The sequence below is a fragment of the Pedobacter psychrodurus genome (assembly GCF_032678585.1).
GTDB lineage: Bacteria > Bacteroidota > Bacteroidia > Sphingobacteriales > Sphingobacteriaceae > Pedobacter > Pedobacter psychrodurus_A.
Genome location: NZ_JAVTSN010000042.1, coordinates 29,170 through 54,298, shown reverse-complemented (window position 1 = coordinate 54,298; position 25,129 = coordinate 29,170). Strand labels below are relative to the sequence as shown.

The following is a 25,129-nucleotide window of genomic DNA, read 5'->3' as shown; positions in this document are numbered from 1 at the left end:
AAAAAAAAGCTTAAAGCCTAAAGACTGATGGGAAAAGCTAAACTGAATAAAGGGCAAATCGTCGATTATTTTTCTGAAATAAGCGTTAAATATTAATTTATGTAACCAAAAAAACGTAACATTTTTCTGTCAACATCATTAAACCTTGACTTTAAACTAACATCATCAACGTAAATAAAAAAATGTTGATTAGAGTGATTTAACTGGCAAAAAAGCATGTATCATTTCAAATATATTTCTGCTTATTTAAAATTATTCCAGATAAACTGTTTTCTTTGCATTTAAAATCTCCAATCATCCATAATATATGAAGTTTAAACACTTAATTTCTGCTTTTTTAGTGGTCATAACTGCTTCAGCATTTATTAGTCCAAAAAAATCCCTAAGAACATTCGTATCCAATTACGAAAATGTACTGGGTACCTCATTAGAATTCAAATTTAAAGCAAACAATCAGGCTGACGCAGATCTGGCTGAAGAAAACGCATTGAAAGAAATAGATCATTTAGATGGTATTTTAAGTGCTTACAAAACAACAAGTGAGTTTAATAAATGGCTGAGCAATAGAAAACAAACCACCAAAGTTTCATCAGAATTATTTGAAGTTTTGCAACAGTTTGAAGATTATAAAGGCTTAACAAATGGGGCGCTCGACGCTTCGGCGGCAGTAATTGGTAATGTTTGGAAAAAGGCGGCTATCGAAAACCGCTTGCCATCTGCCCAGTCGCTGCAAACTGCGGTTAATCTGGTTAAACAAAAACATTATGTGCTGGATGAAAAAAATAAAACCGCTACGAGATTGGATGATGTGCCTTTGGCATTGAATTCTTTTGCGAAAAGTTATATCATAAATAAAGCTGCTGAAAGGGCGATGCAAAGTGCCGGTATTGAAGGTGTGGTGGTTAACATTGGGGGCGATATGGCGATTAAAGGAAATCAACCTGAAACTATTGAAATAGCCAATCCTAAAGCAGACGCCGAAAATGATGCGGCATTAACTACAATTAGAGTTTCGGATAAAGCGGTGGCTACCAGTGGCAATTACCGCAGGGGTTTTAATGTAAATGGAAAATGGTATTCGCATATCGTTGATCCACGTACTGGAAATCCTGCTTCAGAGATCATCAGCGCGACGGTGATTGCAGCTGACGCAAGTGAGGCCGGTGCTTTAGCCACTTCTTTTAATGTGCTTTCTGTTTCGGAAATTGAAAAACTAACCGGAAATAGAAAAGACATTGCCTATTTATTGGTTACGAAAGAGGGAAAAGAGATTAAAAGCAGCGAGTGGGCTCAATACGAAGTTGTTTTAAATAAACCAGTGTTTGCCGTATCAAAAGCAAACAAAGCTGATAAACCCTGGAATACAAAATATGAATTGTTGGTAAACTTAGAAATTGCCAATATCGAATCAACGGATGGTAAGCGCGTTCGCCGCCCTTTTGTTGCCGTTTGGATTGAAGATGCCGCCAAAACACCTGTACGTAACCTCGCCATTTGGTACAATAAACCACGTTGGTTGCCGGATTTAAAATCGTGGAACCGTGCCAATGGCGATGAATTTAGAAAAGCAGAAGCAGGTAAGTTAAGTTCAACCAGTTCGGCTACGCGTGGCCCTGGTAAATACAGTTTATCATGGGATGGAAAAGACGATAGCGGACAATTGGTAAAAGCAGGTATTTATACTGTTTACATTGAAGTGGCGCGCGAGCATGGATCTTACCAGGTAATTTCGAAAGAAATGAAGTTTACAGGATCAGCTCAAAAAGTAGAATTAACTCCAAATACAGAATTAGCATCAGCATCCCTTGACTACAGAAAAATCGCAAAAAAATAATATTGTAGCAGCGCCTGGTGGCCTTGGCAAAAAGCCAGTAAAAAAGGATAGCGGAAAAGCTAAAGGCAAAAAACGTTTAGCAGGTTTATCACGTTGGCTGCACATTTACTTGTCGATGGTGAGTTTTACCATTCTGTTGTTTTTCGCGGTATCGGGCCTGACTTTAAACCATGCAGATTGGTTTACTTCTGGTAAGGAAGTGGTAAGTAAAGATTCGGGTTCTGTAAACTTGAAATGGGTTAATCAGCCTGACACCAATAAGATTAATAAACTCCAGATTGTTGAGTTTTTCAGAAACAAACATGAAGTAAAGGGGGCATTGAGCGATTTCAGGATCGACGACCGCGAACTGAGTCTAACTTTTAACGGTCCAGGTTATCTTGCTGATTCTTTTATCGACCGCGAAACGGGTAAATATGAATTAACCACCACGAGGTTTGGTGCAGTAGCGGTGATAAACGATCTGCATAAAGGCCGAGATTCTGGCAAAGCCTGGTCGTGGATTATTGATATTTCAGCAGTACTGATGACTTTGGTTTCCATTTCAGGCATTATCCTGATCTGTTTCATCAAAAAGAAGCGTTTAAGCGGTTTCATCATCGCCGCTGTAGGCACAATTATTTGCTATTTGATCTATAAGTTATTTGTACCATAATAATAATTACCACCAAGACACTAAGATCACAAAGCAAGATTATCACTTTGCGTTCTTGGTGTCTTTGTGGTAAAAAACAGATAAGGCATGTAGAGGTAAACCACTAGCATACCAAAAAAAATAAGGTGCTCTAAGCTGTCTCAGGTGGTTATAAAATGATGCGCAATATTATAAAGGAACAAAGAATATACAAACAACTATTTCTTTGTGTTCTTGGTGCCTTTGTGGTAAAAAAAAACAGTGTGGTAAAAACCTAGTGCGCTATCACAGCCGAATCAGAAGATGCTTCTACCTCAGTAGTAATAAATCTTCTGCCGATTAATAAACAAGCTAAAGCGATAAATGCAGCGGCCGTCATCACCAATGGCATCGGCACAACAGAGTGTTCGCTAAATAAACTCACCATCACCGAAGCCAAAGCACCTAAACCCATCTGTAATGCGCCCATTAATGCAGATGCGCTACCCGCGTTCTTGGTAAATGGAGCCAACGATAAAGCAGCAGCATTTGGGTTAATTAAGCCTAAACAAGCCAGGAATAAAGCAATAAAGCCAATGGTGGAATATAAATTTAACCAGTCATTCAGCGCAAAAATTAAGAAAATCAAACTGAAGATACATTGTGCGATAAGTGCATAGGTGACAATTTTCTTGCTGGTAAACCACCTTAAAATCAAACTGTTCACCTGGCTTGATCCAATAAACGCTACAGAAAGTAATGCGAAGATCCAGCCGTAACCTGTTTTGCTTACTTCATAAATCTTCATAAATACCTGTGGTGATGAAGATACATAGGCGAATAAACCCGAAAAGGTAACCGAACTGATGAGCGCATAGGTATAAAATTGAGGCTCCTTTAAAACCGTTATGAAATTAGTTAAAATCGGTTTTGGTTTTAAAGAGTAATTTGGATCGGGTTTATAACTCTCCGGTAATTTGAAAATAGAAGCCAGAAGCATTAAAACAGCCATTAATCCTAAAAATACAAATACATATTTCCACCCAAGGGCCGAAATTAGATACCCTCCAGCAGTTGGTGCAAGCATTGGTGAAACGGCGATAACCAGCATTAAAGACGCAAATACCTTTGGACTTTCTTCTACAGAAAATAAATCTCTAACCATAGCAACCGAGGCTACAGCGGTGGCACAGCTTCCGATGGCCTGTACAAAACGTAAAACAATCAGTTGGTTCACATCAGTTACCGCCAGGCATAAAAAAGAAGCAAGAATATAAAGTGCCAAGCCAAAGTATAAAGGTTTTTTTCTTCCATATTTATCCAATAGAGGACCATACAATAACTGTCCGGCAGATATTCCGATAAAAAAGCTTGACAAGGAAAGTGCTACAGTAGATTCGGTGCTTTTTAAATCCTTCGCAATATCAACAAAACCAGGCAGGTACATGTCGATCGAGAAAGGGCCAAGGGCGGCCAATGAACCTAAAATAAGTATCAGATAGAAGTGTTGTTTTTTAGCCATGAAGATTACCAGATTTTGATGCCGCAAAGATTGGGAGATTTAATTTGTTAACCTATTTTTACGGTCGAACGATTGTAAAAATCATATTTTTAATTAAAGCTAATGATGTAATCGAAGGGATGCGTAATCTTTATGTTATCTCTGTTAAAAATGCGATAATCGCTGTGCTAAATCTGCTATTTATTTATAGATTTATACTCTATGACTTTTAAAACGAAAGAAAGCCGTTTACTACTCATTCTGGGTAGCTTTTTTGTAGCAAACGCTATATTATCAGAATTTATTGGCGTTAAGTTATTTAGTGTTGAGGAAACATTGGGCATCAAAAAGTTCGACATCAACTTGCTTGGTGTGCCAAATTTGTCATTTGTGATGTCGGCAGGGGTATTAACCTGGCCGATCATTTTCATTATGACGGATATTATCAACGAATATTTTGGTGTAAAACAGGTGCGTTTTCTTTCAATCATGACCTCTATTTTAATTGCTTTTGCCTTTATGGTAGTATGGGGATCAATGCATTTGAGTGCGGCAGATTTTTGGGTCCATCAAAATATCAATGGCGAAGATCTGAATATGAACAATGCCTTCGCGGGGATATTTGGACAGGGCATGTGGATCATCGTAGGTTCCATCACCGCTTTTATTATTGGGCAATTGGCGGATGTGCTAATTTTCCATCGGATTAAAAAGATTACCGGAGAGCGGGCCTTATGGTTACGCGCTACAGGTTCAACGCTTGTTTCGCAGCTGATTGATAGTTTCGTAGTGATTTTTATTGCCTTTTATTTAAACCCTCAATACCATTATAGCTGGCAAATGGTTGCCGCGATTGGCTTGGTGAATTACACTTATAAATTTGTGGTAGCCATTTTAATGACACCAATTTTATATGTGGTACATGCTATTATTGATGGCTACTTAGGGAAAGACCTGGCGCATAAACTGATCAAGATGGCTGGCAGGGGATAAGTTTTGAAGATAAAATAACCAAATAACATACCTATGAGACTAAACATTGTAATGCTACTGGCGGTACTTTCGCTTTCATCTTGCGCCAGTAAGGATGATAGCAGGAAAGAGGGGCTTGATATTCAGGGTACCTGGCAACTGTTTTCAGCTACCACTATCGAGAATGGGAAAAGTGAAACGACAGATTATTCAGGTGATCTGAAAATGATCAAAATTATTAACGGTACGCATTTTGCATTTTTAAAAAATAGCATTAACCCTAAAGATACGAGCAGTTTTGATGCAGGCGGTGGAAGCTTTGTATTAGATAAAGATGATTATACCGAACATCTTGATTATTATAAAAACAAAGACTGGGAAGGAAAGACTTTTAAGTTTAAACTGTCCATCAATAAAGATACTTTGATTCAAAAAGGCATTGAGAAGGTTGAAAAGGCGGGGGTAGACCGGGTGATTATCGAGAAATATATTAAGGTAAAGTAATTAAACGCAAAAGGTCGGACTCGCTCCGACCTTTGTACTTAACAACAAAACAAATAAAAAAATTAACCTTAAAAATAAATTATAGGCTTGCCAATTCCTGGGCAAAAACATTTTCACTCAATTGCTCCTGTTTATAAATCTGTCTGCCAGTATAGGCCACAAAAACAGATTCATCCAAAAGCAGATCGCGGTTTTTAATCAAGCTTTGCAGCTTAACAGTTCCAACCACATATTTATAACTACTGGCCGCATAACGTTCGCTGATGTTATCAAATTCCAATAGGGTAATCAGATCTTCGTCAGCGTAACGCAGATAAATTTCCAATAATATCTCTTCCGTATGTTTTACACCATTTTCTGAATGGTATTTTTTATACTCATAGCGGTAATCGTAACGCAAGGCCGCAATATCCGAAAGTACTGCAGCACCAGTAGGATGGCCTCCAGCACCTTTACCATAGAAAAACTGTTTATCAGCGAAGGCCGCTTGTACGGCAACTGCATTGTATTCATTCTCTACATTGTACAAGAAATCATCTTTTGCTACAAGCTTAGGCAATACATAGGTTACGATATCTTTGGTATTTACCTTACGCGCAGTAGGAACCAATTTGATTTTAAAGTTTTTCTCACGCGCGTATTTAATGTCGTGCTGAGAAAGGTTCTGGATTCCGATATTCAAAATGGCATCAGGGTTCACGAATAAACCATAAGCGTGTGCCGTAGCAATGGCCAGTTTGTATTTAGGATCGTAACCGCCCACATCTAAAATTGGATCTGTTTCGGCGAAACCTAAATCTTGCGCCTCTTTTAATGCCGAATCGTAACTTTGATTTTCGTTAAATATTTTAGACAGAATGTAATTAGATGAGCCATTGAAAATACCACTCAAGGCGTGGAATAGCTCATTATCATAATATTCTTCCAGGTTACGGATAATCGGAATACTGCCGCAAACTGCTCCTTCGTATAATAAAGAGGTACCATGCTCCTGTTGTAAATCTACCAGCTCTTTCAAGTGCGTGGCAATCATTTTTTTATTGGCCGAAACTACGTTCTTGCCGTTTTTTAAAGCTGTAGTTACAATTTCGTAAGCGGCATCTGCATCGTTGATCAATTCTACAATGGTATTGATCTCCGTATTGTTCAATATTTCGTTACGATCAGTCGTAAACAGATCTTTATTTAGGGTACGCTTCTTTCTTGGATCTTTTATCGCAATTTTAATGATCTCCAGGTTCAGGTTCTGGCTTTGGATAATATCCAATAAACCTTGCCCTACAACGCCGAAACCAAATAAACCGATTTTTAAATTCTTACTCATTATTTTAGTCTTGATTACACAGATAGCGGGATTACACCGAAGCTAACTGCTCTTATTTTTTGTTATTTTAAATTTTGTTTTGGCATCTGGTCTCTTACCTTCAACCTTTATACCCTCAGCCTTCTCCCTTTCTAAGCTGTATGCTGCAATTTAATAATCTTCTTATCCCGGCTTTCTTTGATGAAATTTCCGATAACGTTGGTCAATGCATCGGTTTCGATTAAGAAACCATCATGGCCATAATCAGAATGTAAGGCACTAAATTCGGCCCCCGGGATATGATCTGCTAAATACTTTTGCTCTGATAAAGGAAACAATACATCATTTTCTATTCCGATTACCAGGGTATTTGCGGTGATTAATTTTAATGCATCGGCAATACTTTTGCGGTTACGGCCAACGTTGTGGCTATCCATTGCTTTGGTTAAGTAATAATAACTATAAGCATTAAAACGGTTGATCAGTTTTTCACCCTGGTAATTCTGGTAAGAAGATGATCTGAAATTGTCCGTTTTATCGTTTACACTTTCTACCTGTGTACTGCCATAAGCGCTATAGGTTCTATAACTTAAAAGTGCAATACTACGGGCTGTTTTTAAACCTTTGCTACCGCCATTTGGCTGGTTGGCATAAAAAGTCCTGTCGGTAGTAATGGCCAAACGCTGACTTTCGTTAAAAGCAATTCCCCAAGGAGAATGTGCTGCATTGGTGGCAATCAAGATCAGGTTTTCGATTTTGTTCGGTTCCGAAATACTCCACTCAACGGCTTGTTGCCCCCCTAAAGAACCACCGATTAATAATTTGATATAATCGATATCCAAATGCGCAGCCAATAACTGGTGTGCCGAAACCAGATCGCGGATGGTAAACTGCGGAAAAGAAAGGTAATAAGGCAAACCATTTACAGGATTGGTGCTTAACGGATTTGTACTGCCATAGTGCGAACCTAAAACGTTGGCGCAAACGATGTAATGGTCTTCCGGATTGAACAATGCATTTTCCCCAAACAAACCTTCCCACCACTCAAAAACATCAGCATTGGCGGTAAGTGCATGGCAAACCCAGATTACGTTATCTTTATTCGCATTTAACTTGCCGTAAGTTTGATAAGCAATCTGCAGGTTGCGGATCTTTTTCCCGCTTTCTAATTTGAACTGTTTATTATAGTTATATGTCGCTTCTACATCTCCCGAAACAGACTTTGAAGTGCTATCATTTTTACTGTTATGCATTTTGTAATGTTGTTGTTGTTTTAAAAATCCCCTTTCAGGGTTTGGGTTTTAGGCTTGTAAACTTTCTGCAGGAGCTGTAGCATTAATGGTTGCAAATGCCTGCTCGAAATCTGCTTTAATGTCATCGATATGCTCAATACCGACCGAAACCCTTAATGCATTTGGTTTTACACCTGCCGCCAGTTGTTCTGTTTCACTTAATTGTTGGTGTGTGGTGGCTGAAGGCTGAATGATCAAAGTTTTTGCATCACCTACATTTGCCAGATGTGATACCAGTTTCAAACTATCAATCACCTGGCTTGCGTTTTCTTTGCTTCCATTTAACTCGAAAGATAAAACTGCACCAAAACCATTGCTTAAATATTTTTTTGCCAGGTTGTTGTATTTGCTACTTGCTAAACCAGGGTAATGAACCTCCTTAACCAGTGGATGGTTTTCTAACCAGGTAGCCAATTCCAGTGCATTATCTACATGGCGTTGAACGCGAAGTGATAAGGTTTCTAATCCTTGTAACAAAAGGAAAGAATTAAAAGGCGATAGGGCAGGTCCAAGATCTCTTAGCCCTTCAACACGGGCACGGATAATGAATTGGATGTTTCCGAATGGTCCACCGATACCAAAAACATCACTAAAAACCAAGCCATGATAACCTTCTGAAGGTTCAGAAAACTGTGGGAATTTTCCATTGCCCCAATTGTAGTTTCCGCCATCAACAATCACACCGCCAATGCTTGTGCCATGACCGCCAATCCATTTGGTTGCCGATTCTACAACGATATTGGCGCCATGCTCTAATGGTTTAAATAAATATCCTCCCGCACCAAAAGTATTATCCACCACTAATGGGAGATCATATTTTTTGGCAATTGCTGCAATTTTTTCGAAATCAGGAATGCTAAAAGCAGGGTTTCCGATGGTTTCTAAAAAGATGGCTTTGGTTTTATCTGTAATTTTTTGCTCAAATTCTTCTGGTACATCCGGATTTGCAAAATCTACCTGTATACCTAAACGTTTAAAGGCTACTTTGAATTGATTATATGTTCCTCCGTATATGTGAGAAGAAGAAACAATGCTGTCGCCAGCTTCCAATATATTATTTAATGCAATAAATTGAGCGGCCTGACCAGATGCTACAGCTAATGCTGCAACTCCGCCTTCTAAAGCGGCAATGCGTTTTTCGAAAACATCGTTGGTTGGATTCATGATCCTGGTATAGATATTTCCGAACTCTTTTAGCGCAAATAAATTGGCACCATGTTCGGCATTTTTGAATCCGTAAGAAGTGGTTTGGTAAATCGGAACCGCTCTCGAACCTGTTGTTGGATCTATTTCCTGACCAGCGTGTAATTGTAAAGTTTCAAATTTATATGATGTTGACATTTTTCTATTTTTTAGATTGTTATTGATAAGATGCATCCAGATTTAGGATCATCCTAAAACCTAGCAGGGCGTATCCCGATTTCCCGGGACCTTCCAGTTTGAAAGAAACAAAAAAGGAAGATTTTTAAATTACTGTATGCAACAGCACATACAAGTAACCGCACGCATATCGCAACAAATCAAAGAAATAGAAGATTGCTCTGCATTTTTCAGGTTTGCACTGGGCTCGCTTAGCGATTGAAGATTTAATGTTTTCATCAGTTCTAAATTTATATCACCAAATAACACCATGTTATCCGGTCAGGAATTGGCACCTTCTCTTTCTGAGGGTTGCCAGTGGGTCATCGAGCCAGTCTCTCGCCACTTCTTTATAAATCAACCTCTGAAGATTGACTTTTATTCAGCTTTCTGCCAAATAATATTTCAAATGTCTGAATTTAATTTTAATCCACAAAATAAAATTTTGAAATAAAGTTAACTCATTGAAAATGAATATAGTATTTTTATTTATGTCTTATGGTCTAAAACTTTTAATATAAAATTAACGCTTAAAATTCTAAGTTTGTGTTACCTATCTAAATTAATCATGATGAAAAATACAAAATCCCTGTGTTTAGGCCTGTTATTTACTGTAGCATGTTTAAATAATGTAAACGCTCAGTTTGGAGGTTTAAAAGACAAATTATTAAAAGTGGGTACCGCACAAGGTGCCAAAGCTTTAGGTGTAGACAAGTTTTTAAAACAACCTGCGGCCATTACCACCAGTTTCGAAGATGTAAACAGGGAGGGCGAAAAACTACCTGATTTTATCACTTCACTAAAATTAAAAGCCCAGCCTTTGTACCTTTTGCCTAAAAACCCGGAAGGTGGTTTCGTGCTTTGCGAAGGCCTGTACGAAATGACCAACAAAAGTTATTGTTTAAAAGCCGGAACCTTTGCGCCCTCAAAAGGTGATGGCTATATGTTTGCACCAGTTTTAGGCCCAAAAGAAGAGATTGTGGTTTCTATCTTAAAAAGTGCCGAGAAACACTCAGATGTAGAGCAGCACGATATTCAGGCGCTATTGTGGACAATCATCGCCAGAACAAAATTTGCCGATTATAACGGACAGGTAAAAGTAACCGCCATCAAGCTATTAACACCTAAACAGCTTACCCAATTAGAAGGTGGTGCCTTGGGTATTTTGCCGTTTGATGTGATGGAGAAAGCCAAAGATCAATTGCCATCGGGCGTGAGAGCTGTTTTTGAGGCCGAGAATAACATCCGCCAATTGGTGGCTTCTGGCAATTATACCTATGCGGATATGGAGAAATATGCCATATTAGCGGGTATGGCGCCACCTAGAAGTGATGTGCCAAGTGGCATCTGGACGAAACATCCTGATGGTTATTATGTGCGTTATTTCCCTTCAGGATATGCAATTACCAAAGTACAGGTTTATGTGCCAAAAGAATTGTTGGCCAATGGAACTAAACTGATTTATGATGCCGCCGGCGATATTGCCTGCCCTGCCAATACAGGCGCACAGCGTTTAGCACAAACGAATGAGCCATTAGAGGCGAATTATTCGTTAAAATTGACTACAGTTTGTAATCCAAAATAGATTAATTAGAAACCTATAAGGTCTTTAAGACCTTATAGGTTTTGATATTTTATCCCAAGGCTTGCGCTAAATCGGCAATAATGTCGTCTACGTGTTCCAATCCTACTGAAATGCGAAGCAAGTTTTTCGGTGTTTTACTATCAGGACCTTCTACCGAATAACGGTGTTCGATTAAACTCTCCACACCGCCCAAACTCGTCGCTTGTGCAAACAACTGAACTTTATTCACCACTTTATGGGCATCTTCCACACCGCCTTTAACTAAAAACGACATCATTCCGCCAAAATCTTTCATTTGTTTTTTAGCGATTTCGTGTTGTGGATGACTCGCTAATCCTGGATAAAAAACAGCTTCCACTTTTGGATGGCTACTTAAATAATCCGCTACTATCTTTCCATTTTCGCAATGGCCTTTCATGCGGTAAGCCAAGGTTTTAATACTCCTGGTTAATAAAAAACAATCGAAAGGAGAGGGAACGGTGCCTCCGGTTTGTTGGATGTTCTTAATTTTCTCCCAAAGCTCGTCTTTTTTTGCTGTGACTAAAATTCCGCCAAGCACATCGCTATGGCCACCAAGATATTTGGTACTGCTGTGCATTACAATGTCGGCCCCTAATAAAATCGGGTTTTGCAAAATCGGAGAAGCAAAGGTGCTATCGCAGGCGAATGTGATGTTTTTAGCTTTGGCTATTTTAGCAATCTCCCCAATATCAGTCACTTTTAATAATGGATTTGAAGGTGTTTCAATCCAGATCAGTTTCGTATTGGGTTTAATGCTCGATTGTATCAGATTCAAGTCCGTCTGGTCAACGAAATCAAATTCCAGACTATCATTAAAAATCGTCAGCAACTGTTTTTTAATTCCCCAGTACATGTCATCAGGTGCTATAATATGGCTGCCTGGCTTTAAAGCCTGAAACATGGCCAGTCCGCAAGTATTACCAGAAGAAAAAGCCGCTGCATCTTCACCATATTCTAATTTCGCTACAGTGTTTTCTAAAGCAGACCGGTTTGGATTGCTTACCCTGCTATACATGTGCCCCCCGGGATAACCTCCATCTTCGTCGCGGAAAAAAGTTGTTGATAGATTAATAGGCGGGGTAACATCGCCTGTGGTGCTTTTTACAAGATTAGAAGCGTGAATAGCAAGGGTTTCGGGTTTCATGATAATTTTATTGATCGAAGTAATAATGAAATGCAATTTAATAATTTGGTGCTAATTTAAGGTTCGTAATGGTTTTGGCAAGATTTATGTAACAAGTTTGACGAAATTTAAATTCAACAAAAATGAAAAGATTATTTATAGCTATCGCAATAGCATGTTCTACTTTAGTAATGTTACAAAGTTGTAATACCGCAAAAAGAGTAACTGCAGGAGTAACAGGTAGCAGGGGTACAGTTGTTCGCGAGTGGGTAGTGAGTAATGTAGCTTTAGAAGGATTGCCTGATGGCGCAGTTCAAGGTTTATTTGGAGAGAAATCGTACAAATGTTTTCAGGGCAGTACCTGGAATTTAACCAACAGCGGTAACGGTTCATATACTTTACCTGCATCAAGCGCTTGTGGTTCGGTAATGCAGACTATTTTTTGGTCGGCTGCACCTAAAGACCAAACCTTCCAATTCAAGAAAATATTTGAAGGCGATAAAGCTAAAAACGTAACTGAAGGTTACCGTTTGGTATTAACTGATCTTTCTAGCACACAGATGATCTTAAAATCGCCAATCGAATTTGGTGGCAAAACGGCAAACATTGTATTAACGTTTGTGCCTGCTGCAAGATAATTAGCTAAAATACTTACCTGTGAAAAACATATTAAGCACTTCTGAAAAGAGGTGCTTTTTTTGTTACTAACTTTTTAGGATGGCCACGGAAACACGGATTTGCACGGAGTTTCTCAGGCTCTTTTATAATAGGTATTAACCACAGATGGCACAGATCAACAAGATATAAATGAGGATCAGGTTTTGCTTTACCTGCCTAGCCATCGATTATACTAAGATTCGACAATTATTTTTCCGTGACTTCCGTGCTTCCGTGGCTAATAATCAAGGTCAGTATCCAAAAATCACCGTTTGTTACAAGAAAATGATTTTCAAATCGGCTCATTATTGTATTTTTGTTCAAAATAAATCAGGAATGAATACAACTGAGCAAGTTGAAAAAATATTAGCTGATACCAATTTATCAACTGAATTACAAAACATAGCACACAAAGTTCTTCACAGAGAGCGCATTACCTTTGACGAAGGTGTTTACCTGTACGAACATGCAGAACTGGGTTACTTAGGTATCCTGGCAAATTTCATCAGGGAGCATAAACATGGCGATAAAACTTATTTTAATCGCAATTTCCATTTAGAACCGACGAATCTTTGCGTTTACGATTGCAAATTTTGTTCTTATTCGCGTTTAATTAAACAAAAAGAAGAAGGTTGGGCATTAACTATGGAGCAGATGCTCGATATCGTTAAAAAATACGATGGTGAGCCTGTAACCGAAGTTCACATTGTGGGTGGGGTGCTTCCTCAATATGATGTAGCATTTTATTCTGCTTTATTTACCGCCATCAAACAGCACCGCCCTGATTTGCATGTAAAAGCGTTAACCCCTGTTGAATACCACTATATTTTTAAGAAAGCTAAAATCGATTATGCAACAGGTATGCGTTTGATGAAAGAGGCTGGATTAGAATCGATACCAGGTGGTGGAGCAGAAATTTTTCACCCTGAAGTTAGAGAACAGATTGCCAAAGATAAATGTACCGGTCAGCAGTGGTTGGATATACACGAAGAATGGCATAAACTGGGCATGCGCAGCAACGCTACCATGCTTTACGGACATATAGAGAAATATTGGCACCGTGTAGATCACATGGAAAAATTACGTGAGCTGCAAGACCGTACTGGTGGTTTCCAGACCTTTATTCCTTTAAAATTCAGGAACCAACATAATCAAATGAGTCATGTGCCAGAAACTTCAGTAATTGAAGATTTAAGGAATTATGCTATTGCCAGGATCTACATGGATAATTTCGACCATATTAAAGCCTATTGGGCAATGATCAGTCGCGAAACAGCCCAGTTATCTTTAAATTACGGTGTTGATGATATTGATGGTACTTTAGATGATACCACAAAAATATATTCAATGGCGGGAGCTGAAGAGCAAACACCTGCAATGAGTACCAAAGAACTGGTTAATTTAATCAAACAGGTGGGCAGAAAAGCAATTGAACGCGATACTTTATACAATGTGGTTACCGACTTTGAAAATGTAGTTTTCGAGGAAGAAAAGAAACCCCAATATTATAAATTACCTGTAGTAAATTAATGATAGAGTGAGTGAGTGATAGAATGAGTGAATGAGAATATTGAGCGTTTAATTTCAACATTAAATCATCCAAAATTCACTCATTCAATAATTAAATTAAGGATTGAATTAGAGAATGACTGAATGAGTGAATGAGAATATTGAGCGTTAAATTTAACATTCAATCACTCAAAAATCTCTCATTCAATAATAAATTAGATGAAGGAAATATACATCATCCGCCACGGCGAGACGGAACTGAATAGACAAGGCATAGTACAGGGCAGAGGTATAAATTCTGACTTAAATGATTTAGGAAGGGCACAAGCGGAGGCTTTTTACCAAACCTATAAAGATATTCCTTTTGATAAAATTTACACTTCGGATTTAAAGCGCACCTGGCAAACCGTTCAGAAGTTTATTGATTCGGAATTGCCATGGGAAAGGCTTTCGGGACTGGATGAACTGGCCTGGGGTGTTTGGGAGGGAAAACCGAATACAGAAGATGCCCGTGATGCTTTCCGAGAAATGTTACAGAGCTGGCAGGATGGAGATTACACCGCTCATTTTGAGGGTGGCGAAAGTGTTCAGGATGTTTATGAACGTTTGAAACAGCCTATGGAGGTTTTAATGAGCAGACCTGAAGAAAAAACGGTTTTACTTTGTATGCACGGTAGAGCGATGCGTGTTTTCTTATGTTTATTGCTGGGTAAACCACTGAGCGAAATGACTGAATTTCCACATCAGAATACCGTACTCTATAAAATGGGTTTCGAAGACGGGAAGTTTACCGTTCTTGAATTTAACAGTGCCGTGCATTTAGACGGTTTAGTAATTGACTAATACGCTTATCGCCAAACGCGAAGCGCAAAACATAACACCTTGAATAAGATTAAAATATCGGCTGTTGCTTATACCAACACCAAAGCTTTTATATACGGATTAGCACATTCGGACATTATAAATAAAATTGATTTAAGTTTAGATATTCCTTCAGATTGCGCAGCCAAAGTGATTAGTGGTCAGGTTGATATCGGTTTGATGCCGGTAGCCGCGATTCCCCTGGTTCCGAATGCCAATATTGTAGCCGATTATTGTATTGGCAGCGATGGAGGTGTAAATTCGGTATTTATTTTTAGCGACGTTCCTGCAGAGGAGATTAAAACGGTACGGTTAGATGCCCATTCGCGCACATCGAACAATTTAGCAAAAGTATTGCTTAAGTTCCATTGGAAAAAAGAAGTAGAATTTACCACGGATCTGAATGCGAAAACAGATGCTTTTGTTTTGATCGGCGATAGGACTTTTGGTAAAAAAGACGATTTCGCCTACGCCTACGATATGGGCGAGGAATGGAAAAAGCTAACAGGTTTACCCTTTATGTACGCTGCCTGGGTGGCGAATAAAGAAATCTCCCAGGAGTTTAAAGATGAATTTAATGCAGCTTTAAAATTTGGTCTCGACCATAGAAAAGAAGTGTTGCAAGAATTGCCCGAATCGCCAAATTTCGATCTCGAAGATTATTTATACCACAGGCTTCAGTTTGATGTTACCGACGATAGAAGGAAGGCATTGAATTTGTTTTTGGGATATATTGAGCAGTTGTAAAATTAGAATCGCTTTTTACAAAACCAAATCCTAAATTAGTGTAAAACCATTTGGTAATGTTAGATGAATTAGAGATCATTCCTGTTGATTTGTTGGAGGCCTATTCTTTACAGGTTGATGAGGATTTGCTGGGAAAATTCGATCAATTACAAGATGCAGAGCTATCTACAAGTGAATTTAGTTTTTACACCTCGGTATCATCAGTTTATTCAAGTAAAATAGAAGGCGAAGAGATTGAACTTGACTCTTATATCAAGCATAAAAGGTTTGGTATTGAGTTTTTACCTGATTATACTAAAAAGATCGACGACTTATATTCTGCATACGATTTTGCCAAAGTTAATGAGATAAACATCGACAATATTACAAAGGCTCATCAATTATTGAGTAAACACATCGTTGCTAAAAATTACCAGGGAAAATTAAGAAACCATAACATGTACGTTTCTACGCCGGATGGCCGCATAGATTACGTTGCAGTATCTCCAATAAAAGTTGCCGAAGAAATGGCAAAACTATATCACGATTTATCTTTATTGCTTGTAGCTAGTTTAAGCATCAAAGAAGTTTTCTTTTTTGCCTCAATAATTCATTTGGTGTTCGTTAAAATACATCCTTTCAACGATGGAAATGGCCGCACAGGTAGGTTGTTGGAAAAATGGTTTTTAGCGCAGAAGTTGGGTGAAAAATCCTGGTTCGTCCAATCAGAGAAGATGTATTATGAAAATCATCAAAGCTATTATCAAAATTTAAGGATCTTGGGACTAGAATATGAAGAATTGAATTATTCGAAGGCTTTGCCTTTCTTATTGATGCTAACTAAAGCCTTATAATTATTAATGATTCAGCAGATCAAAAGGAAAAAATGCCTTGCAGCATATCCAATATTCCCACTTAGAACCTATAATGAAAGCATTGAAGATTACGATTATTGCTATCCTGAAACTTTTTCCAATTATACTTTAATACTGAAATCGAAGACCTATAAAAAGCTTCTTAAGGATTTGGGAAAAGAACTTCTAAATCTTAACGCAGGTTTAAAGTCACGCAATTTTATTTTTCTAGGTGATGAAAAGTTAGCATGGCGGTTCCGTGAGGAGAAATATGAAAATTTCAAGAAAGGAATGGGTTATTTCGCAAGCGCAGGCATAAAGAAAACTTTTACCGGTGGTTTAGTTGTAGGCGAAGAGGATATAGTTCAATTCGTTAAACATCTTGCCAATCTAGTGGCTATAAATGGTCTAATACAATATGTTCACTTTACTGATGAATCTCAAAACATCATAGGCTCGATTTGCAAGTATGGAGATATTCATATAGGCATAATGAATAAGCATAGTGATATACTGTTTAAAAATGCCGTGTCGAACACTAAATTTGAATTTTTAGATGGAAGGTGTTATTCTCAGTTCGAGATTAAAGGTAGAAGACCCACAATATTTTAAGGTAACAAAAAAGCAATCCAATCAGATTGCTTCTTTGCTTATCATGCTGAACTTGTTTCAGCATCTATTACGCGCTAATGCGTTTTCATTTTACCAGCCACTTTTTCAAGTGTGCTTTTTAGCTTGGTTAACGCTCCAGTGATCGCTAAATCATAAGTATTACCCAGGTTGGTAACTGCAATAGGATCTTTTCCCGTGATTCTTGCTTCTAACAAACATCTTTTATCGTCTAAACCATCTTTACTTCCATTTTCATCAGATAAATGTACCTCTAAACGTGTAATTAAATCACTATATCTGCTCAAACCTTCACTTAATTGTGTTTGAATTTTTTCATCGTATTCCTGGTGTATTGTTAAATTTTTGTCGGTGTTCAGTTGGATCGTCATAATTAAAATGTTAGGTGTAAATTGTATAAGGTTAACACATAGATAGGGTTAATTGTTTAAATTGTTGGTATGGGTTAACTGGTTAATTGTACAAATTGGTTAACTGTTTAGGTAAGAAGTTATTATGTAATCGGGTTGAAACAGACCTTTGTTTCTAAACCTGATTGAAATGAATCCCGACGTAAAGTCGGGAGAAATAAAGCAGGACTGCAACCCCCGAAACGTACTGAACCCTCCATTTCCAAGAAGAGGTTAATTGTCTAAATTTTATAAACTGCTTAACTGTTATAGCTTTCGACTAGCCGATTTAAACAGTTAACCGATTAAACAGCCAGTTTTTTTTTAACTTTTCAACAAAACAGCTGTAAAACACTTATTCATGTTATCTTTATGGCTTTTGTAAATTAATTTCAGTTTTGGCTAAAGACACGAATAAAGAAACCCCGTTAATGCAGCAGTACAACGCAATTAAAGCGAAGTATCCGGGTGCACTTTTACTATTTAGGGTTGGCGATTTTTATGAAACCTTTGGCGAAGATGCCATTAAAACGGCACAGATTTTAGGGATAGTATTAACCAGAAGGGGTACCGGGCCAAATGGCGGTGCTTTAGAACTGGCTGGTTTTCCGCACCATTCTTTGGATAATTATTTGTCCAAACTGGTTAGGGCCGGTCAACGGGTAGCCATTTGTGATCAGCTTGAAGATCCAAAAACCACAAAAACCATTGTTAAACGTGGGGTAACTGAATTGGTTACGCCCGGTGTGGCTTATGGTGATAACATTGTAAATCAAAAATCGAATAATTTTCTGGCCTGTGTTTTCTTTGATAAGACACAATTGGGTGTTTCATTTTTAGATATCTCGACAGGTGAATTTTTAATCGCGCAGGGTAACAGCGATTATATCGATAAACTTTTGCAGGGTTTTAAACCTACAGAGGTTATTTTTCAAAAGTCTAAACGACAGGCTTTTACCGAAAACTTTGGCGACCGTTTTTACACTTTTGGTTTAGACGAATGGCCTTTCACATCCGATTATGGCAACGAAACCCTGATGAAACACTTTGAAGTTTCTTCTTTAAAAGGTTTTGGTGTGGAGCGTTTGCAAAGTGGTATTGTTGCTGCTGGTGTTATTTTGCACTATCTAGGCGAAACCGAACACCGCAATTTGCAGCATATCAGTTCGATAGGACGTATTGAAGAAGACCGTTACATGTGGTTAGACCGTTTTACCATCCGTAACCTGGAACTGGTAAATTCGCCAAACGACAATGCCGTAACCTTATTCGATATTTTGGACCATACCTGTACGCCAATGGGTGCACGTTTGCTGCAAAAGTGGATTATCATGCCATTGAAAGAATTGAAACCGATCCAGGAACGTTTGGGTATGGTTGAATATTTTGTGCAGCATGAAGAACTACAAGGTGAATTTTTAAATAACATTAAACAGATTGGCGATTTAGAACGCCTGATTTCTAAGGTAGGTTTGCAACGTGTTGGTCCTCGTGAGCTGGTGGCTTTAAAACGCGCATTATACCATATTGAAGCGGTTAAAAAATTAGCGGCAGATTCTAAAAACCCTTTCCTGATCAAAATAGCAGATCAATTGAATCCTTGCCTAGCGATTAGAGAAAGAATTGAAAGAGAGTTACAACCTGAACCACCAGCTTTGCTGATTAAAGGAAATGTAATTGCCGATGGCATTGATGAGGATTTAGACCGCTTGCGTAAAATTGCTTTTGGAGGTAAAGATTATCTGGTTCAGATACAGAAAAGAGAAGCGGAGGCTACAGGTATTCCATCATTAAAAATTGCCTTTAATAATGTTTTTGGCTATTATTTAGAAGTTACCCACACCCATAAAGATAAAGTGCCTGAAGGCTGGATCCGTAAACAGACCCTGGTAAATGCCGAGCGTTATATCACGCCCGAACTTAAAGAATATGAAGACCAGATTTTAGGAGCTGAGGAAAAGATACAGGCCATCGAAATCCGCTTGTATAACGAACTGATGTACGAAACGGCCAGTTACATCAAACCGATCCAGCTCGATTCGTTTTTAATTGCGCAGCTGGATTGTTTATTGTGTTTTGCGCAGTTGGCCGTTAAAAACCACTACAATAAACCTAAGGTTACCGAAGAGAAGGTACTTGATATTAAAGGTGGCCGCCACCCGGTAATTGAAAAACAATTGCCAGTAGGGCAGGAATACATCACCAACGATGTATACCTGGATACCGAGAGTCAGCAGATCATTATGATTACCGGACCCAACATGGCGGGTAAGTCGGCTATTTTAAGGCAAACCGCATTAATTGTGTTAATGGCGCAAATGGGTTCATTTGTTCCGGCAAAAGATGCAGAGGTAGGTATTGTAGATAAGATTTTCACCCGTGTAGGGGCGTCAGATAATATTTCTTCAGGAGAAAGTACTTTCATGGTCGAAATGAATGAAACGGCCAGTATTTTGAACAACATTTCTGATGACAGTTTGATTTTACTCGATGAAATTGGTCGCGGAACGAGCACCTATGATGGTATTTCGATTGCCTGGGCCATTGCAGAGTTTTTACACCAGCATCCAACAGCCCGTCCAAAAACCCTTTTCGCCACACATTACCATGAGTTAAATGAATTGGCGAACACCATGCCGCGCATCAAAAACTTTAATGTTTCGGTAAAAGAAATGACCAATAAGGTGATTTTTCTACGGAAGCTGGTGCCTGGTGGAAGCGAACACAGTTTCGGTATCCACGTGGCGAAAATGGCAGGTATGCCGAGCAAATTAATCGGTCGCGCGAATGAGATATTGAAGAAACTGGAAATAGACCGTACCGAGGGACAAAGTATAAAAGACAGCATTAAAAAGGTTCAGAACCAGGCTTATCAATTGCAGATGTTCGCCATTGATGATCCCGTTTTGGTGAAAATCCGTGATACACTAAATAATTTAGATGTTAATGCGTTAACTCCTGTAGAAGCTTTGTTGAAGTTGGATGAAATACAGCGATTGATAAAGAATTAAGAAAGGTGTGGGGTGTGAGGTTTAAGGCATAAGGCTTGAATCTCACAACATGCAACTAATTTATTATACGATGGAAAGAACCTTAAACCTTAAACCCTTTACCTTCCAGCTCAAAAGGAATATATTCTTTTTAATAGCGCTCATAATCATCTTATCTTCATGCGGTACACGCAGATATACCGTTAAAAGCGATACCAAAGCTTCAAAGGCGGCTGATGCAATGTCTAACTTACAGAGTAAACAGCTTTACCGTTTTATTACCGATTGGACAGGTGTAAGGTACCGTTTTGGCGGTTTGGATAAAGGTGGGATTGATTGTTCGGGTTTTGCCTTTTTATTGGAGAAAGAAATTTATGGTGTAACCCTTCCCCGCATTTCGCGCGATCAGGCCAATGTTGTAAAACGTAAAGATCTAGATCGTTTAAAAGAAGGAGATCTGGTGTTTTTCTCCTTCGGCGGTAATGATGTAGACCATGTGGGAGTTTACCTCAATAACGGCTTTTTTGTACATGCCAGCACTACCCGAGGAGTAATTGTTGATGATTTAACACTTCCTGCGTATCAAAAAGTATTGGTTAAATCGGGATCAGTGAATTAATTTCTTGCTGTCGTTCTGAACGCAGTGAAGAATCCTTTTCAGATGGAACACTGAACCCGTAATGACCAGGAGCAAAGTAGAAAGATTCTTCGCTTGGCTCGGAATGACAATCAATTTTAATAACAAACCCTTTTATTTTCCATTATTCATTTATGCGTATATTTTTTATAATCTGCTTATCATTAATTACTTATTCTGTTTCAGCACAAGTGAGTTTACTCAAATTGGATGATCTGGATAAACGCATCGCCAATGGAAAAGATACGACCTATGTGATCAATTTCTGGGCTACCTGGTGTTCGCCATGTGTGGCCGAGTTGCCGAATTTCGAGAAACTGCGGGTAGCCAATTTTAAAAAGCCCGTGAAAGTGCTTTTGGTGAGTCTGGATTTTAAATCAAAACTGCAAAAGGAAGTGATTCCCTTTGTACAAAATCATAAAATTAATGCTGAGGTATTTCTTTTAAATGAGCCCGACCAGCAACAATATATAGAAAGGATCGACAAAAAGTGGTCTGGCGCTATTCCGGCTACACTTTTTGTAAACAAGAAAAGCAGACGTTTTTATGAGAAAGAATTTACCGAAACGGAACTGAAAGATACTTTGTTAAAGTTAAAATAGTTGTGATGAAATCATTGATTTTAATTTGTTAAAAATTGCCTTAAACGTGTTATCAGCGGGCAAAAAACCGACAATCGCATCAACTAAGGCCGTTTGCTGTGGCATTACATGGAAAAAGGGCTAAACATAGCTCAACCACCACTGGCGGTGTATTTCTTTATATTTTTTAAACCATCTGCAGGGTAAATATAATGAAGCTACAGTACAGAGCCATATTAAATACACGATTGGTAAACTAAAGCCAAATGCTACAGGCCTGAATAAAAATGGTACCTGTTCAATTTCTTTTGAGTGATGCCCGGTGGCAAAAAATACCACAACGAGTAAGGTGTGCAACAGGTAAAAGTGAAGTACATAATAAAAGAAAGGTACAGCGCCGTATACGGAAGTGATCCTGGTAAACCAGTTGCTAATGTTTTCAGTAAAGGCTAAGATCAGCATCGCCGGACCTAAAGTCATGGTGGCATACTGTAGCGACGGCGGGTATTTGCTTACGTTGAAAAAGGCCAGTAAATTCTTAAACAGATCGTGGTATTCTTTTCTTGGTGCAGGATCACCATATACATTAATCAATCTTAAAGCGATAAATGCAAATACAGTAAGCGAGCCAACAATGATTAAGTTGCGCTTTCTGCGGTCGGCGGCATACCCTTTTTTATACCAGGCGCCAAGGCCATAACCGATAAACATGATGCCCGTCCATGGGAGAATGGCATAAAAATCGCCAATTAAATGGTTTTTAGCTAGTGGGATTACGGTTCCGGCTGCTGTGAAAAACACCTTCAAAATCAGTCCACCGTCGGCATCCGTAGGTGCGGGAAATAAATTGAAGAGGTTGTGTCCAAAAACCAATATCAGTCCGGTAATCAAAACTATTTTATAAGAAATGCGACTTAATAATGCCAAAAAGATCATGCTACAACCAATGGCCCAGATCACCTGAAGGATCACAAAATTGTAGAATGGATTAAAGGTTAAGCCAAGTGTAATCACTGCAATTTCGATTATGATCAACCACAAACCCCGCTTCAATAAAAATGAGCTGGCCTGGGCCGGTGTTTTGTTTTGTGCGGAAAGATAGGCCGATAATCCTGATAAAAATACAAAGGTTGGTGCACAGAAATGGGTAATCCAACGGGTAAAGAATAACATTCCGGTTGTTGTATCCGGGTTTAATGGATCGCCCGTCATGGCACCGATATGAAAAAAATCACGGGTATGATCAAGCGCCATAATGATCATCACTAAGCCACGCAATATATCTATAGATAAAATGCGTTTTGATAGGGTGGTGCTGTCGGCATTCATGGCAATAGGTTTGGTTGTTTAAAGATAACAATTCGTAATTATTTTTTACGTTCTTAATTATTACCCTTGGGTTTATCTGATTGATATTGATGCGTGTTTTAATGTAATGATCAAGAAAATCGATTTAGGAATAGTTTAATTGCCGATAATCATTTTGATGTTCCAAAAATTATAATAATATTTGTTTTAGCGCTAACCGAATAATATCTTACCCTTACCATTGATCACGATCAATGCCAGATGGCTTTCGGTTATTAAATTTGACCAAATTATCATAACACATCATAATGAAAAGAAGAACATTTATACAAAACACAGGCTTGTTAGGAGCAGGAGTTGTCGCATCGAAATTTTCTTTTGCGGCTAATCTCGCACCAGAATTTCCTGTGGTACGTGTGGCTGCTGCTAAGCGACATTTTCAGAGCAAGGCTGTTGATGCCGCAATCAAAACTTTCCAGGCAAACGTTAAAAACCCGGAGTTGGCCTGGTTATTCGAAAACTGTTTTCCAAATACGCTAGATACAACGGTTTACCATTCTGAAAAAAATGGCCGACCAGATACTTATGTCATTACCGGTGATATTGATGCGATGTGGCTGCGCGACAGTTCTGCTCAGGTTTGGCCATATCTTCAGTTTGTAAACGAAGACGAACCGCTTAAAAAGGTAATCGCTGGTGTAATTATCCACCAAACAAAATGTGTTTTAAAAGATCCATATGCCAATGCTTTTTATGGAGATGCCACTAAGGTAGGTGAGTGGAAAACTGATAAAACAGCCATGCAACCCGGTGTGCACGAGCGTAAATGGGAAATCGATTCTTTATGTTACCCCATCCGCTTAGCTTATCACTATTGGAAAAAAACGGGCGACAAAACACCTTTCGATGCCGATTGGAAAAAAGGTATCGAGGCGACTCTAAAAACATTTAAAGAGCAACAGCGCAAGGCGGATAAAGGTCCTTATCATTTCCAGAGAGAAACAACCCAACCTACAGATACATTGCCAATGGCAGGATATGGTTTTCCGGTAAACCCGGTGGGCTTAATCTGTTCAGCCTTCCGTCCGAGTGATGATGCCACTATTTTCCCTTTTTTGGTACCCTCTAACTTTTTCGCGGTATCGAGTTTAAAGCAAGCAGCAGAAATGATCAAAGCTTTACAACCTGATAAAACTTTAGAAAGCAGTTTGTTAAATCTTGCTGACGAAGTGAATGCTGCATTACAGAAACATGCCATTGTGAACCACCCAAAATATGGCAAAATTTACGCTTTTGAAGTGGATGGCTTTGGAAGTTCATACCTGATGGACGATTCTAACGTACCAAGCTTATTGGGATTACCTTATTTAGGTGCGATGAAAGTGGAAGATCCGATTTACCAGAATACCCGAAAATTTGCCCTTTCAAAAGATAATCCTTATTTCTTTAAAGGAACGGCTGCTGAAGGGATCGGTGGACCGCATGCTGGTCAGGATATGATCTGGCCAATGAGTATTACCATGCGTGCCTTAACCTCAAAAGATGATGCAGAAATTAAATATTGCATCGATACTTTACGTAAAACACATGCAGGTAAAGGTTTTATGCACGAATCTTTCAATAAAGACAATCCGGAAAATTTTACAAGAGCATGGTTTGCCTGGTCGAATACCTTATTCGGCGAATTGCTTTGGAGAACTTATCACGAGAAACCAGCTTTGTTAAAAGCTTAACATATAAGGCTGTGTTTTTTGGCAATTGTTTGCTGATCAATACAGCCTTATTTTACCACTCGATATATGGATATCGGGATATTTACATAGTATAAATACGCTATTTAGGAATTAAATTAGTCATTTCATGTAAAACATGTGTTAGAA

At 38.6% G+C, this 25,129-nt stretch carries 22 protein-coding genes and 1 riboswitch; of the genes, 15 read left to right on the top strand and 7 right to left on the bottom strand.

Features of this window, described 5'->3' with window-relative positions; all coding sequences use genetic code 11:
• Positions 1 to 307 precede the first annotated feature (307 nt).
• Positions 308 to 1,834: a DUF2271 domain-containing protein gene (locus tag R2S57_RS23295; protein WP_316847347.1), complete on the top strand. Its 1,527-nt coding sequence runs from the start codon at positions 308 to 310 to the stop codon at positions 1,832 to 1,834.
• Positions 1,806 to 2,489, top strand: coding sequence for a PepSY-associated TM helix domain-containing protein (locus R2S57_RS23290; RefSeq protein ID WP_316847346.1), 684 nt, complete (start codon positions 1,806 to 1,808; stop codon positions 2,487 to 2,489). The genes R2S57_RS23295 and R2S57_RS23290 overlap by 29 nt, the downstream gene beginning before the upstream one ends.
• Positions 2,490 to 2,742: 253 nt before the next feature.
• Here the strand turns inward: R2S57_RS23290 and R2S57_RS23285 are convergent, their stop codons facing one another.
• Positions 2,743 to 3,969: a multidrug effflux MFS transporter gene (locus tag R2S57_RS23285; RefSeq protein WP_316847345.1), complete on the bottom strand. Its 1,227-nt coding sequence runs from the start codon at positions 3,967 to 3,969 to the stop codon at positions 2,743 to 2,745.
• A gap of 201 nt (positions 3,970 to 4,170) precedes the next feature.
• Here R2S57_RS23285 and R2S57_RS23280 point away from each other — a divergent pair, with 201 nt between their 5' ends.
• Positions 4,171 to 4,941, top strand: coding sequence for a queuosine precursor transporter (locus R2S57_RS23280; RefSeq protein ID WP_316847344.1), 771 nt, complete (start codon positions 4,171 to 4,173; stop codon positions 4,939 to 4,941).
• A gap of 33 nt (positions 4,942 to 4,974) precedes the next feature.
• Positions 4,975 to 5,424: a hypothetical protein gene (locus tag R2S57_RS23275; RefSeq protein ID WP_316847343.1), complete on the top strand. Its 450-nt coding sequence runs from the start codon at positions 4,975 to 4,977 to the stop codon at positions 5,422 to 5,424.
• 79 nt (positions 5,425 to 5,503) lie between these two features.
• Here R2S57_RS23275 and R2S57_RS23270 read toward each other — a convergent pair whose 3' ends face one another.
• From R2S57_RS23270 to R2S57_RS23260, 3 genes are all read right to left on the bottom strand, one after another.
• Positions 5,504 to 6,748, bottom strand: coding sequence for a homoserine dehydrogenase (locus R2S57_RS23270; RefSeq protein ID WP_316847342.1), 1,245 nt, complete (start codon positions 6,746 to 6,748; stop codon positions 5,504 to 5,506).
• A gap of 131 nt (positions 6,749 to 6,879) precedes the next feature.
• The gene (metX, locus tag R2S57_RS23265) at positions 6,880 to 7,980 is read right to left on the bottom strand and encodes an alpha/beta fold hydrolase (protein ID WP_316847341.1); all 1,101 of its coding nucleotides are present in this window, start codon (positions 7,978 to 7,980) and stop codon (positions 6,880 to 6,882) included.
• A 48-nt stretch (positions 7,981 to 8,028) separates the two neighbouring features.
• Positions 8,029 to 9,360, bottom strand: coding sequence for an O-acetylhomoserine aminocarboxypropyltransferase/cysteine synthase (locus R2S57_RS23260; protein WP_316847340.1), 1,332 nt, complete (start codon positions 9,358 to 9,360; stop codon positions 8,029 to 8,031).
• A 266-nt stretch (positions 9,361 to 9,626) separates the two neighbouring features.
• Positions 9,627 to 9,737, bottom strand: a riboswitch (SAM riboswitch).
• Positions 9,738 to 9,949: 212 nt separating this feature from the next.
• On the opposite strand from R2S57_RS23260, the gene R2S57_RS23255 reads away from it, so the two are divergent.
• On the top strand, positions 9,950 to 10,963 hold the full coding sequence (locus R2S57_RS23255) for a hypothetical protein (protein ID WP_316847339.1): 1,014 nt from the start codon (positions 9,950 to 9,952) through the stop codon (positions 10,961 to 10,963).
• Between the two features lie 49 nt (positions 10,964 to 11,012).
• On the opposite strand, the gene R2S57_RS23250 is transcribed toward R2S57_RS23255, so the two are convergent.
• Positions 11,013 to 12,128 (bottom strand): trans-sulfuration enzyme family protein, encoded by a 1,116-nt coding sequence (locus R2S57_RS23250; protein WP_316847338.1) that lies wholly within the window; start codon positions 12,126 to 12,128, stop codon positions 11,013 to 11,015.
• A 122-nt stretch (positions 12,129 to 12,250) separates the two neighbouring features.
• Here R2S57_RS23250 and R2S57_RS23245 point away from each other — a divergent pair, with 122 nt between their 5' ends.
• From R2S57_RS23245 to R2S57_RS23220, 6 genes are all read left to right on the top strand, one after another.
• Positions 12,251 to 12,745, top strand: coding sequence for a hypothetical protein (locus tag R2S57_RS23245; protein WP_055907819.1), 495 nt, complete (start codon positions 12,251 to 12,253; stop codon positions 12,743 to 12,745).
• Positions 12,746 to 13,100: 355 nt separating this feature from the next.
• A complete protein-coding gene (mqnE, locus tag R2S57_RS23240) occupies positions 13,101 to 14,294 on the top strand; it encodes an aminofutalosine synthase MqnE (RefSeq protein ID WP_316847337.1) in 1,194 nt (397 codons plus the stop codon).
• Between the two features lie 198 nt (positions 14,295 to 14,492).
• Positions 14,493 to 15,116, top strand: a complete 624-nt coding sequence (locus R2S57_RS23235) for a histidine phosphatase family protein (RefSeq protein ID WP_316847336.1) — start codon at positions 14,493 to 14,495, stop codon at positions 15,114 to 15,116.
• 39 nt (positions 15,117 to 15,155) lie between these two features.
• Positions 15,156 to 15,881, top strand: a complete 726-nt coding sequence (locus R2S57_RS23230) for a menaquinone biosynthesis protein (protein ID WP_316847335.1) — start codon at positions 15,156 to 15,158, stop codon at positions 15,879 to 15,881.
• Positions 15,882 to 15,937: 56 nt separating this feature from the next.
• Positions 15,938 to 16,714 (top strand): Fic family protein, encoded by a 777-nt coding sequence (locus tag R2S57_RS23225; protein WP_316847334.1) that lies wholly within the window; start codon positions 15,938 to 15,940, stop codon positions 16,712 to 16,714.
• Between the two features lie 6 nt (positions 16,715 to 16,720).
• On the top strand, positions 16,721 to 17,326 hold the full coding sequence (locus tag R2S57_RS23220) for a hypothetical protein (protein ID WP_316847333.1): 606 nt from the start codon (positions 16,721 to 16,723) through the stop codon (positions 17,324 to 17,326).
• A 74-nt stretch (positions 17,327 to 17,400) separates the two neighbouring features.
• On the opposite strand, the gene R2S57_RS23215 is transcribed toward R2S57_RS23220, so the two are convergent.
• On the bottom strand, positions 17,401 to 17,715 hold the full coding sequence (locus tag R2S57_RS23215) for an HPF/RaiA family ribosome-associated protein (RefSeq protein ID WP_316847332.1): 315 nt from the start codon (positions 17,713 to 17,715) through the stop codon (positions 17,401 to 17,403).
• Positions 17,716 to 18,131: 416 nt separating this feature from the next.
• On the opposite strand from R2S57_RS23215, the gene mutS reads away from it, so the two are divergent.
• The 3 genes from mutS to R2S57_RS23200 all read left to right on the top strand — a co-directional run bounded on the left by mutS (position 18,132) and on the right by R2S57_RS23200 (position 21,962).
• On the top strand, positions 18,132 to 20,744 hold the full coding sequence (gene mutS, locus R2S57_RS23210; protein WP_410479106.1) for a DNA mismatch repair protein MutS: 2,613 nt from the start codon (positions 18,132 to 18,134) through the stop codon (positions 20,742 to 20,744).
• Between the two features lie 70 nt (positions 20,745 to 20,814).
• Entirely contained in the window at positions 20,815 to 21,342 is a 528-nt protein-coding gene (locus tag R2S57_RS23205; RefSeq protein WP_316847330.1) for a C40 family peptidase, read from the top strand.
• A 152-nt stretch (positions 21,343 to 21,494) separates the two neighbouring features.
• Positions 21,495 to 21,962 (top strand): TlpA disulfide reductase family protein, encoded by a 468-nt coding sequence (locus R2S57_RS23200; RefSeq protein ID WP_316847329.1) that lies wholly within the window; start codon positions 21,495 to 21,497, stop codon positions 21,960 to 21,962.
• Positions 21,963 to 22,082: 120 nt separating this feature from the next.
• On the opposite strand, the gene R2S57_RS23195 is transcribed toward R2S57_RS23200, so the two are convergent.
• Positions 22,083 to 23,270, bottom strand: a complete 1,188-nt coding sequence (locus tag R2S57_RS23195) for a DUF1624 domain-containing protein (RefSeq protein WP_316847328.1) — start codon at positions 23,268 to 23,270, stop codon at positions 22,083 to 22,085.
• A 287-nt stretch (positions 23,271 to 23,557) separates the two neighbouring features.
• On the opposite strand from R2S57_RS23195, the gene R2S57_RS23190 reads away from it, so the two are divergent.
• Entirely contained in the window at positions 23,558 to 24,982 is a 1,425-nt protein-coding gene (locus R2S57_RS23190) for a glycoside hydrolase family 125 protein (RefSeq protein WP_316847327.1), read from the top strand.
• Positions 24,983 to 25,129: the final 147 nt, after the last annotated feature.

Excerpts from the sequence above, each read along its gene's own strand:
- R2S57_RS23295 (WP_316847347.1), top strand. The coding sequence starts at position 308 with ATGAAGTTTAAACACTTAATTTCTGCTTTTTTAGTGGTCATAACTGCT.
- R2S57_RS23285 (WP_316847345.1), bottom strand. The coding sequence starts at position 3,969 with ATGGCTAAAAAACAACACTTCTATCTGATACTTATTTTAGGTTCATTG.
- R2S57_RS23280 (WP_316847344.1), top strand. The coding sequence starts at position 4,171 with ATGACTTTTAAAACGAAAGAAAGCCGTTTACTACTCATTCTGGGTAGC.
- R2S57_RS23275 (WP_316847343.1), top strand. The coding sequence starts at position 4,975 with ATGAGACTAAACATTGTAATGCTACTGGCGGTACTTTCGCTTTCATCT.
- R2S57_RS23270 (WP_316847342.1), bottom strand. The coding sequence starts at position 6,748 with ATGAGTAAGAATTTAAAAATCGGTTTATTTGGTTTCGGCGTTGTAGGG.
- metX (WP_316847341.1), bottom strand. The coding sequence starts at position 7,980 with ATGCATAACAGTAAAAATGATAGCACTTCAAAGTCTGTTTCGGGAGAT.
- R2S57_RS23260 (WP_316847340.1), bottom strand. The coding sequence starts at position 9,360 with ATGTCAACATCATATAAATTTGAAACTTTACAATTACACGCTGGTCAG.
- R2S57_RS23255 (WP_316847339.1), top strand. The coding sequence starts at position 9,950 with ATGAAAAATACAAAATCCCTGTGTTTAGGCCTGTTATTTACTGTAGCA.
- R2S57_RS23250 (WP_316847338.1), bottom strand. The coding sequence starts at position 12,128 with ATGAAACCCGAAACCCTTGCTATTCACGCTTCTAATCTTGTAAAAAGC.
- R2S57_RS23245 (WP_055907819.1), top strand. The coding sequence starts at position 12,251 with ATGAAAAGATTATTTATAGCTATCGCAATAGCATGTTCTACTTTAGTA.
- mqnE (WP_316847337.1), top strand. The coding sequence starts at position 13,101 with ATGAATACAACTGAGCAAGTTGAAAAAATATTAGCTGATACCAATTTA.
- R2S57_RS23235 (WP_316847336.1), top strand. The coding sequence starts at position 14,493 with ATGAAGGAAATATACATCATCCGCCACGGCGAGACGGAACTGAATAGA.
- R2S57_RS23225 (WP_316847334.1), top strand. The coding sequence starts at position 15,938 with ATGTTAGATGAATTAGAGATCATTCCTGTTGATTTGTTGGAGGCCTAT.
- R2S57_RS23220 (WP_316847333.1), top strand. The coding sequence starts at position 16,721 with ATGATTCAGCAGATCAAAAGGAAAAAATGCCTTGCAGCATATCCAATA.
- R2S57_RS23215 (WP_316847332.1), bottom strand. The coding sequence starts at position 17,715 with ATGACGATCCAACTGAACACCGACAAAAATTTAACAATACACCAGGAA.
- R2S57_RS23205 (WP_316847330.1), top strand. The coding sequence starts at position 20,815 with ATGGAAAGAACCTTAAACCTTAAACCCTTTACCTTCCAGCTCAAAAGG.
- R2S57_RS23200 (WP_316847329.1), top strand. The coding sequence starts at position 21,495 with ATGCGTATATTTTTTATAATCTGCTTATCATTAATTACTTATTCTGTT.
- R2S57_RS23195 (WP_316847328.1), bottom strand. The coding sequence starts at position 23,270 with ATGAATGCCGACAGCACCACCCTATCAAAACGCATTTTATCTATAGAT.
- R2S57_RS23190 (WP_316847327.1), top strand. The coding sequence starts at position 23,558 with ATGAAAAGAAGAACATTTATACAAAACACAGGCTTGTTAGGAGCAGGA.